We start from the raw sequence: 9,155 nt of genomic DNA, 5'->3' as shown, positions 1-9,155 counted from the left end.
TGGGTTGCCGCTTTACCCACGCGGCAACCTCGTTTCCACCGGGAACTGACCCACGAATCTCGATCAACGTGCTGGAATCTGCCGGGCTTGAAGTCAGTCATGTGCTCGACGAACCGACCGCGGTGGCGGACCTGTTGCAGCTTGATAACGCTGGCGTGGTGGATATCGGTGGCGGTACCACCGGGATTGCGATTGTGAAGCGAGGCAAGGTGACTTACTCCGCCGATGAAGCGACCGGCGGGCACCACATTTCTCTGACGCTTGCCGGGAACCGTCGCATCCAGTTGGAAGAGGCGGAGCAGTACAAACGCAGCAACGGTAAAGAAATTTGGCCGGTGGTTAAGCCGGTCTACGAAAAAATGGCGGAAATTGTGGCTCACCATATTGCCGGACAGGGCGTGGCAGATTTATGGCTGGCCGGTGGTTCCTGTATGCAGCCGGGCGTTGATGAACTGTTTCGTAAGCGTTTCCCGGAACTGCAGGTGCATTTACCCCAGCACAGCCTGTTTATGACCCCGCTGGCGATTGCAAATAGCGGAAAAGAAAAAGCGGAAGGAATCTATGCAAGCTGAATTGCAGACCGCGCTCTTTCAGGCATTCGATACCCTGAATCTGCAACGCGTAAAAACGTTTAGCGTTCCACCGGTTACGTTGTGTGGACTGGGAGCGCTCAGTACCTGCGGACAGGAAGCACAAACGCGCGGCCTGACGCATATGTTCGTTATGGTCGACAGTTTCCTGCACCAGGCGGGGATGACCGCCGCACTGGAACGCAGCCTGGCGATGAAAGGCGTGGCGATGACGCTGTGGCCATGTCCGGTGGGCGAACCGTGCATTACGGACGTCTGCGCGGCGGTCGCGCAACTGCGTGAATCGAAGTGCGATGGCGTAGTGGCCTTTGGTGGCGGTTCCGTATTGGATGCCGCAAAGGCTGTGGCGTTGCTGGTGACCAATCCCACCCAGACGCTGGCAGACATGGACGAGAGCAGCGCGTTACGCCCGCGTCTGCCGCTGATTGCCGTACCGACTACCGCCGGAACGGGTTCAGAAACCACTAATGTCACGGTGATTATCGACGCCGCGACCGGGCTTAAAAAAGTGCTGGCCCACGCAACCCTGATGCCGGATGTGGCGATTCTTGACGCCGCGCTGACGGAAGGTGTGCCCGCACACGTAACGGCGATGACCGGGATCGATGCGCTGACGCACGCCGTTGAAGCGTATAGCGCTCTGAACGCGACGCCGTTTACCGACAGTCTGGCGATTGGCGCGATTGCGATGATAGGTAAATCGCTGCCGAAGGCCGTTGGCTATGGTCAGGATCTGGCGGCGCGAGAAAGCATGCTACTGGCTTCCTGTATGGCCGGGATGGCGTTTTCCAGCGCGGGGCTGGGCCTGTGTCACGCGATGGCGCACCAGCCGGGTGCGACGCTGCACATCCCACATGGACAGGCTAACGCCATGCTGCTGCCCACAGTAATGGGTTTCAACCGCATGGTGTGTCGTGAGCGTTTCAGCCATATCGGACGGGCGTTAACCAACAAGAAGTCGGACGATCGCGATGCCATCAACGCCGTCAGCGAGCTGATTAGCGAAGTGGGCCAGACCAAACGACTCTCTGACGTTGGGGCAAAGCCCGAGCATTACAGCGCATGGGCTCACGCCGCGCTGGAGGATATTTGTATTCGCAGTAACCCACGCACCGCCACGCAGGCCGACATTATCGCGTTGTATGCGGCGGCACAATAAATACACATATGACAGGGAGTGAAGGTTATGGGAATTAACGAAATCATCATGTACATCATGATGTTCTTTATGCTGATTGCCGCCGTGGACAGGATCCTGTCGCAGTTCGGCGGTTCGGCACGCTTCCTCGGTAAGTTCGGGAAGAGTATTGAAGGATCGGGCGGCCAGTTTGAAGAAGGTTTTATGGCGATGGGCGCGCTGGGTCTGGCGATGGTCGGTATGACCGCGCTGGCACCGGTACTGGCGCATGTGCTCGGGCCGGTGATTATTCCACTGTACGAAATGTTGGGCGCTAACCCGTCGATGTTTGCCGGAACGCTGCTGGCGTGCGATATGGGCGGCTTCTTCCTGGCGAAAGAACTGGCGGGCGGCGACGTTGCGGCGTGGCTGTACTCCGGCCTGATCCTCGGGGCGATGATGGGGCCGACGCTGGTCTTCTCTATTCCGGTTGCGCTGGGGATTATTGAACCGTCCGACCGTCGTTATCTGGCGCTGGGCGTGCTGGCTGGGATCGTCACCATTCCGATTGGCTGTATTGCGGGTGGTTTGATCGCGATGTACTCCGGTGTCGAAATCAACGGGCAGCCGGTGGAGTTCACCTTCGCGCTAATCCTGATGAACATGATCCCGGTGCTGATCGTTGCCGTGCTGGTGGCGCTGGGACTGAAATTCATCCCGGAAAAAATGATCAACGGCTTCCAGATCTTCGCGAAATTCCTGGTGGCGCTGATCACCATCGGTCTGGCGGCAGCGGTAATCAAATTCCTGCTCGGCTGGGAACTGATTCCGGGTCTTGATCCTATCTTCATGGCACCGGGTGACAAGCCAGGTGAAGTGATGCGCGCCATCGAAGTTATCGGTTCTATCTCCTGCGTGCTGCTGGGTGCGTACCCAATGGTACTGCTGCTGACCCGCTGGTTTGAAAAGCCGCTGATGAGCGTCGGTAACCTGTTAAAAATCAATAATATTGCGGCTGCGGGCATGGTGGCGACGCTGGCGAACAACATCCCAATGTTCGGCATGATGAAGAATATGGATACCCGCGGCAAAGTGATCAACTGCGCTTTTGCGGTCTCCGCAGCCTTCGCTCTGGGTGACCACTTAGGTTTCGCCGCGGCCAACATGAACGCGATGATCTTCCCAATGATTGTCGGCAAGCTGATTGGCGGCGTGACGGCGATTGGTGTGGCTATGCTGTTGGTACCGAAAGACGAAGATGTTCCGGCACCAGCAGAAACCAACCCGGAGGCGCAATCGTGAATACTCGCCAGCTACTCAGCGTCGGTATCGATATCGGCACCACCACCACTCAGGTCATCTTCTCGCGCCTTGAGCTGGTCAACCGTGCGGCGGTGTCGCAGGTGCCGCGTTACGAATTCATCAAACGCGAAATTAGCTGGCAAAGCCCGGTGTTCTTTACCCCCGTTGATAAGCAGGGCGGGTTGAAAGAGGCCGAACTTAAGGCGCTGATCCTCGCCCAGTATCAGGCGGCGGGAATTGCGCCTGAGACCGTCGATTCCGGCGCGATCATCATTACCGGAGAAAGTGCCAAAACCCGCAACGCGCGACCAGCGGTGATGACGCTCTCTCAGTCGCTGGGGGACTTCGTGGTTGCCAGCGCCGGTCCGCATCTGGAATCAGTGATTGCCGGTCACGGCGCAGGGGCTCAAACCCTGTCAGAGCAGAAGTTGTGCCGCGTACTGAATATCGACATCGGTGGCGGGACGTCGAACTACGTCCTGTTCGATGCCGGAAAAGTCAGCGGTTCGGCCTGCCTGAACGTCGGCGGACGACTGCTGGAAACGGACGGTCAGGGGCGGGTGGTGCATGCGCATCAGCCAGGACAGATGATTGTTGATGACGTATTTGGTCCAGGCACCGACGCCCGGACCCTCAATGCGGCGCAGCTTGTTCAGGTGGCCCGACGGATGGCGGCGCTGATCGTTGAGGTGATTGACGGCACGCTGTCACCGCTGGCGCAGGCGCTGATGCAAACCGGTCTGTTGCCGACGGGTGTGAAGCCGGAAGTGATTACGTTGTCCGGCGGGGTGGGCGAGTGCTACCGCAACCAGCCTGCCGATCCATTCTGTTTTTCCGATATTGGGCCGCTGTTAGCGACGGCGCTGCATGAACATCCGCGCCTGCGTGAGATGAACGTGCAGTTCCCGGCGCAAACCGTGCGCGCCACGGTGATTGGCGCCGGTGCGCATACGCTGTCGCTTTCGGGCAGCACCATCTGGCTGGAAGGTGTGGCGCTTCCGCTGCGCAATCTGCCGGTGGCGATTCCGGTTGATGAGGCTGATTTGGTGGCCGCCTGGCAACAAGCGCTGATGCAGCTCGATCTGGACCCGCAAACAGACGCTTACGTGCTGGCGCTGCCCGGTTCGCTGCCGGTGCGCTACGCCGCGCTGTTAACGGTTATTGATGCGCTACTGGCCTTTGTCGCGCGCCATCCGAATCCGCATCCCCTGCTGGTGGTAGCCGAGCAGGATTTTGGTAAAGCCCTGGGCATGCTGTTACGCCCACAGTTACAGCAACACCCGCTGGCAGTCATCGATGAGGTGGTTGTCCGGGCGGGGGACTATATCGACATTGGTACGCCTCTTTTTGGCGGATCGGTTGTGCCGGTGACGGTGAAATCACTCGCATTTCCTTCCTGAGGGAACGACTTATGAAACTAAAGACCACATTGTTCGGCAATGTTTATCAGTTTAAGGATGTTAAAGAGGTGCTGGCAAAAGCCAACGAACTGCGTTCGGGGGATGTGCTGGCAGGGGTAGCTGCAACCAGTTCGCAAGAGCGAGTGGCGGCCAAACAGGTGCTGTCGGAAATGACGGTAGCGGATATCCGCAACAACCCGGTGATTTCCTATGAAGAGGACTGCGTGACGCGTCTGATTCAGGACGACGTCAACGAAACGGCCTATAACCGCATCAAAAACTGGAGTATCAGCGAGCTGCGCGAGTACGTGCTGAGCGATGAAACCTCCGTTGATGACATTGCGTTTACGCGCAAAGGATTAACGTCGGAAGTGGTCGCAGCGGTAGCAAAAATCTGCTCTAACGCGGACCTGATTTACGGCGGTAAGAAAATGCCGGTGATCAAAAAGGCCAACACCACCATTGGTCTGCCGGGCACCTTCAGCTGTCGTTTACAGCCGAACGACACCCGTGATGACGTGCAGAGTATTGCGGCACAAATCTACGAAGGGCTGTCCTTCGGGGCGGGCGATGCGGTGATTGGCGTTAACCCGGTAACAGATGACGTGGAAAACTTAAGCCGCGTACTTGATACCGTGTACGGCGTCATCGACAAATTCAATATCCCGACCCAGGGCTGCGTCCTGGCGCACGTTACTACCCAGATCGAAGCCATTCGTCGCGGCGCGCCGGGCGGGCTGATTTTCCAGAGTATCTGCGGCAGCGAGAAAGGCTTAAAAGAGTTTGGCGTTGAGCTGGCCATGCTGGATGAAGCGCGTGCAGTGGGCGCTGAGTTTAACCGTATCGCCGGGGAAAACTGCCTGTACTTCGAAACCGGACAAGGGTCTGCGCTCTCCGCTGGCGCTAACTTCGGTGCCGATCAGGTGACGATGGAAGCACGTAACTACGGTCTGGCGCGTCACTACGATCCGTTCCTGGTGAACACCGTTGTCGGCTTTATCGGGCCGGAGTATCTCTACAACGACCGTCAGATTATTCGCGCGGGTCTGGAAGATCACTTTATGGGCAAGCTGAGCGGCATCTCAATGGGCTGCGACTGCTGCTATACCAACCATGCTGATGCTGACCAGAACCTCAACGAAAACCTGATGATTCTGCTCGCCACCGCTGGCTGCAACTACATCATGGGCATGCCGCTCGGTGACGACATCATGCTCAACTATCAGACCACCGCCTTCCACGACACCGCGACCGTGCGCCAGTTGCTGAACCTGCGTCCGTCGCCGGAGTTTGAACGCTGGCTGGAAACCATGGGCATTATGGCAAACGGTCGCCTGACCAAACGGGCGGGCGATCCGTCACTGTTCTTCTGATGACGCGGGGATGACACACGATGGATCAAAAACAGATTGAAGAAATTGTACGCAGCGTGATGGCGTCAATGGGTGAGTCGCAGCCGCAGGCGCAAGCGCCGGCAGTACAAGCGCAATGCAGCACCACCCAGTGTGCCGCGCCGACCGGTGAAAGCTGTGCGATGGATTTAGGCTCAGCCGAGGCTAAAGCGTGGATTGGCGTTGAGAATCCGCACCGCGCAGAGGTGTTGACTGAACTGCGTCGCAGCACTGCGGCGCGTGTATGTACCGGTCGAGCCGGTCCACGTCCGCGTACCCAGGCGCTGCTGCGCTTCCTGGCCGACCACTCGCGTTCGAAAGATACGGTATTGAAAGAAGTGCCGGAAGAGTGGGTAAAAGCCCAGGGGCTGCTGGAAGTGCGCTCGGAAATCAGTGACAAAAACCTGTATCTGACGCGTCCGGATCTGGGGCGTCGTCTGAGTGCGGAAGCCATTGAAGCGCTGAAATCACAGTGTGTAATGAACCCGGATGTGCAGGTGATTATCTCTGATGGCCTGTCTACGGACGCTATCACCGCTAACTACGAAGAGATCCTGCCGCCGCTGTTGTCTGGCTTAAAACAGGCCGGATTGAAGGTCGGGACGCCGTTCTTTGTTCGCTATGGTCGCGTGAAAATCGAAGATCAGATCGGCGAACTGCTGGGCGCGAAAGCGGTGATCCTGCTGGTTGGGGAACGTCCGGGCCTGGGCCAGTCGGAAAGCCTTTCTTGCTACGCCGTCTATTCGCCGCGTGTGGCGACGACCGTTGAAGCTGACCGTACCTGTATCTCGAACATTCACCAGGGCGGTACGCCACCGGTTGAAGCGGCGGCGGTCATTGTGGATTTGGCCAAGCGCATGCTGGAGCAAAAAGCATCCGGCATCAATATGACCCGTTAAGGAGGCATCATGCCAGCATTAGATTTGATTAGACCTTCTGTCACCGCAATGCGCGTGATTGCCTCGGTAAATGACGGTTTTGCCCGTGAACTTAAATTACCGCCACATATACGTAGCCTCGGACTCATCACAGCAGATTCTGATGACGTGGCGTATATTGCCGCAGACGAAGCGACAAAACAGGCAATGGTGGAAGTGGTTTATGGCCGCTCGCTGTATGCCGGCGCGGCGCACAGTCCCTCTCCAACTTCGGGTGAAGTGCTGATTATGCTCGGTGGACCCAACCCGGCTGAAGTTCGTGCAGGTCTGGACGCGATGGTAGCCAATATTGAAAGCGGCGCGGCGTTTCAGTGGGCGAATGACGCAGAAGATACCGCCTTCCTGGCGCATGTGGTTTCGCGTACCGGCTCGTATCTCTCGGCGACCGCAGGATGCCGGCTTGGCGATCCGATGGCGTATCTGGTGGCGCCGCCGCTGGAAGCGACATTTGGTATTGATGCTGCGCTGAAATCGGCTGATGTACAACTGGTGGCTTACGTTCCGCCACCGTCAGAAACCAACTATTCGGCTGCGTTTATGACCGGTAGCCAGGCCGCTTGTAAAGCTGCATGTAACGCCTTTGCCGATGCCGTTCTGGATATTGCCCGTAACCCAATCCAGCGCGCGTAAGAGAGGTTGTGATGATCAATGCACTGGGATTACTGGAAGTGGATGGCATGGTCGCTGCCGTGGATGCGGCGGATGCCATGCTGAAAGCCGCGAACGTGCGCCTGCTTAGCCACGAAGTGCTCGATCCTGGCCGGTTGACGCTGGTGGTGGAAGGCGATCTGGCGGCGTGCCGCGCAGCGCTGGATGCCGGTAGCGCCGCTGCTGCGCGTACAGGCCGTGTTATCAGCCGTAAGGAAATCGGCCGACCGGACGATGATACCCAGTGGCTGATCGGCGGTTTTATGCGCCAGCCGAAGAAACCAGAACAGAAGCCAGAAGTGAAAACAGATGTAAAAACGCAGAAGACGCAGGACGCCCCGTTGACGCCTGAATCCTCTGATCAACTTCTGACGCTGTTGGCATCGGTCCGTCAAGGAATGACGGCAGGGGAAGTGGCTGCCCACTTTGGCTGGTCACTTGATGAAGCCAGAAAGGCGCTGGAACAGCTCTTTTCTGACGGAGCGTTGCGTAAACGCAGTAGTCGCTATCGCTTAAAAAATTAACCTGTCGGAGGGCCGGGGGCTTCGTTGAAGCTTCCGGCTTAAAAGATCATGAAAAAGAACCGTACTGCAAACCTGCACCATCTTTATCATGAAGCATTACCCGAAGACGTTAAACTTACGCCGAAAGTGGAGGTGGACAACGTTCACCAGCGGCGAACAACGGATGTGTATGAGCATGCGCTGACGATTACCGCATGGCAGCAGATCTACGACCAGTTGCATCCGGGAAAATTTCATGGCGAGTTCACGGAAATCCTGCTCGATGATATTCAGGTGTTCCGTGAATACACCGGACTGGCGTTACGTCAGTCGTGTCTTGTCTGGCCGAACTCTTTCTGGTTTGGTATTCCGGCCACGCGCGGCGAACAGGGATTTATTGGCACCCAGTGTCTGGGGAGCGCTGAAATTGCCACCCGCCCTGGCGGGACAGAGTTTGAACTGAGTACGCCGGATGATTACACCATTCTGGGTGTCGTCATTTCGGAAGAGGCGATTGCCCGTCAGGCCAACTTCCTGCATAACCCGGAAAGAGTGCTGCATATGCTGCGCAACCAGTCGGCGCTGGAAGTGAAAGAACAACACAAAGCCGCGTTATGGGGCTTTGTGCAGCAGGCGCTGGCGACGTTTAGCGAAAATCCGGAAAACCTCCATCAACCTGCGGTACGCAAAGTGCTGGGCGATAACCTGCTGCTGGCGATGGGCACTATGCTGGAAGAAGCGCAGCCGATTATCACGGCTGAGAGCATCAGCCATCAGAGCTATCGTCGCCTGCTGTCGCGTGCGCGCGAATATGTGCTGGAAAATATGTCAGAACCGCTGACCGTGCTCGATCTGTGTAATCAACTGCACGTCAGCCGTCGGACGTTGCAAAACGCCTTTCACGCGATCCTTGGTATCGGTCCGAATGCCTGGTTAAAACGCATTCGCCTGAACGCCGTACGTCGCGAGCTGATAAGCCCGTGGTCGCAGAGTACGACGGTGAAAGACGCCGCCATGCAGTGGGGATTCTGGCATTTAGGGCAGTTTGCCACCGACTACCAGCAGCTGTTTGCGGAAAAACCTTCATTGACGCTGCATCAGCGCATGCGCCAGTGGGCATGATGCGATGAATGTGCCGGATGCGACGCAAATGCGTTTTATCCGGCCTGGGGGCTGGTATTGTCTGGGGTTACACCCAGTCGCGAACCTGAATAAACTCGCTAAGGGCGGCTTCCGGGCTGTTCGCTTCCGGCTGCCAGTCATACT

Annotated in this window: 10 protein-coding genes; 9 read left to right on the top strand and 1 reads right to left on the bottom strand. The window is 57.4% G+C overall.

Features of this window, described 5'->3' with window-relative positions:
• The 9 genes from eutJ to eutR all read left to right on the top strand — a co-directional run.
• Positions 1 to 572 (top strand): ethanolamine utilization protein EutJ (eutJ, locus tag FDW87_RS21415; protein WP_252362930.1); only part of this gene is annotated, 572 nt, incomplete at its 5' end.
• Entirely contained in the window at positions 562 to 1,749 is a 1,188-nt protein-coding gene (eutG, locus tag FDW87_RS01120; protein ID WP_016153951.1) for an ethanolamine utilization ethanol dehydrogenase EutG, read from the top strand. The genes eutJ and eutG, both read left to right, overlap by 11 nt.
• Positions 1,750 to 1,776: 27 nt before the next feature.
• On the top strand, positions 1,777 to 3,009 hold the full coding sequence (gene eutH / locus FDW87_RS01115; RefSeq protein WP_016153950.1) for an ethanolamine utilization protein EutH: 1,233 nt from the start codon (positions 1,777 to 1,779) through the stop codon (positions 3,007 to 3,009).
• Positions 3,006 to 4,409: an ethanolamine ammonia-lyase reactivating factor EutA gene (gene eutA / locus FDW87_RS01110; RefSeq protein ID WP_016153949.1), complete on the top strand. Its 1,404-nt coding sequence runs from the start codon at positions 3,006 to 3,008 to the stop codon at positions 4,407 to 4,409. The genes eutH and eutA overlap by 4 nt, the downstream gene beginning before the upstream one ends.
• Before the next feature lie 11 nt (positions 4,410 to 4,420).
• On the top strand, positions 4,421 to 5,782 hold the full coding sequence (gene eutB / locus FDW87_RS01105; protein ID WP_003038029.1) for an ethanolamine ammonia-lyase subunit alpha: 1,362 nt from the start codon (positions 4,421 to 4,423) through the stop codon (positions 5,780 to 5,782).
• Positions 5,783 to 5,802: 20 nt separating this feature from the next.
• Positions 5,803 to 6,699 carry an ethanolamine ammonia-lyase subunit EutC gene (eutC, locus tag FDW87_RS01100; protein ID WP_016153947.1) on the top strand — a complete coding sequence of 299 codons (897 nt, stop codon included), beginning with the start codon at positions 5,803 to 5,805 and terminating at the stop codon, positions 6,697 to 6,699.
• Between the two features lie 9 nt (positions 6,700 to 6,708).
• Positions 6,709 to 7,368, top strand: a complete 660-nt coding sequence (eutL, locus tag FDW87_RS01095; RefSeq protein ID WP_137379370.1) for an ethanolamine utilization microcompartment protein EutL — start codon at positions 6,709 to 6,711, stop codon at positions 7,366 to 7,368.
• Between the two features lie 11 nt (positions 7,369 to 7,379).
• Complete coding sequence (gene eutK / locus FDW87_RS01090) at positions 7,380 to 7,910, top strand: ethanolamine utilization microcompartment protein EutK (RefSeq protein WP_137379369.1); 531 nt, start codon at positions 7,380 to 7,382, stop codon at positions 7,908 to 7,910.
• Positions 7,911 to 7,958: 48 nt separating this feature from the next.
• On the top strand, positions 7,959 to 9,011 hold the full coding sequence (eutR, locus tag FDW87_RS01085; protein WP_016153944.1) for an HTH-type transcriptional regulator EutR: 1,053 nt from the start codon (positions 7,959 to 7,961) through the stop codon (positions 9,009 to 9,011).
• Positions 9,012 to 9,078: 67 nt separating this feature from the next.
• On the opposite strand, the gene FDW87_RS21410 is transcribed toward eutR, so the two are convergent.
• Positions 9,079 to 9,155: hypothetical protein (locus FDW87_RS21410; RefSeq protein ID WP_252362948.1), on the bottom strand; the 77-nt coding region annotated here is incomplete at its 5' end.

This window comes from Citrobacter sp. wls826 (genome assembly GCF_005281245.1).
Classification (GTDB): Bacteria; Pseudomonadota; Gammaproteobacteria; order Enterobacterales; family Enterobacteriaceae; genus Citrobacter; species Citrobacter braakii.
The sequence above is the reverse complement of the archived record's forward strand: the minus strand, read 5'-3'. Positions and strand labels throughout refer to the sequence as shown.

Excerpts from the sequence above, each read along its gene's own strand:
- eutG (WP_016153951.1), top strand. The coding sequence starts at position 562 with ATGCAAGCTGAATTGCAGACCGCGCTCTTTCAGGCATTCGATACCCTG.
- eutH (WP_016153950.1), top strand. The coding sequence starts at position 1,777 with ATGGGAATTAACGAAATCATCATGTACATCATGATGTTCTTTATGCTG.
- eutB (WP_003038029.1), top strand. The coding sequence starts at position 4,421 with ATGAAACTAAAGACCACATTGTTCGGCAATGTTTATCAGTTTAAGGAT.
- eutC (WP_016153947.1), top strand. The coding sequence starts at position 5,803 with ATGGATCAAAAACAGATTGAAGAAATTGTACGCAGCGTGATGGCGTCA.
- eutL (WP_137379370.1), top strand. The coding sequence starts at position 6,709 with ATGCCAGCATTAGATTTGATTAGACCTTCTGTCACCGCAATGCGCGTG.
- eutK (WP_137379369.1), top strand. The coding sequence starts at position 7,380 with ATGATCAATGCACTGGGATTACTGGAAGTGGATGGCATGGTCGCTGCC.
- eutR (WP_016153944.1), top strand. The coding sequence starts at position 7,959 with ATGAAAAAGAACCGTACTGCAAACCTGCACCATCTTTATCATGAAGCA.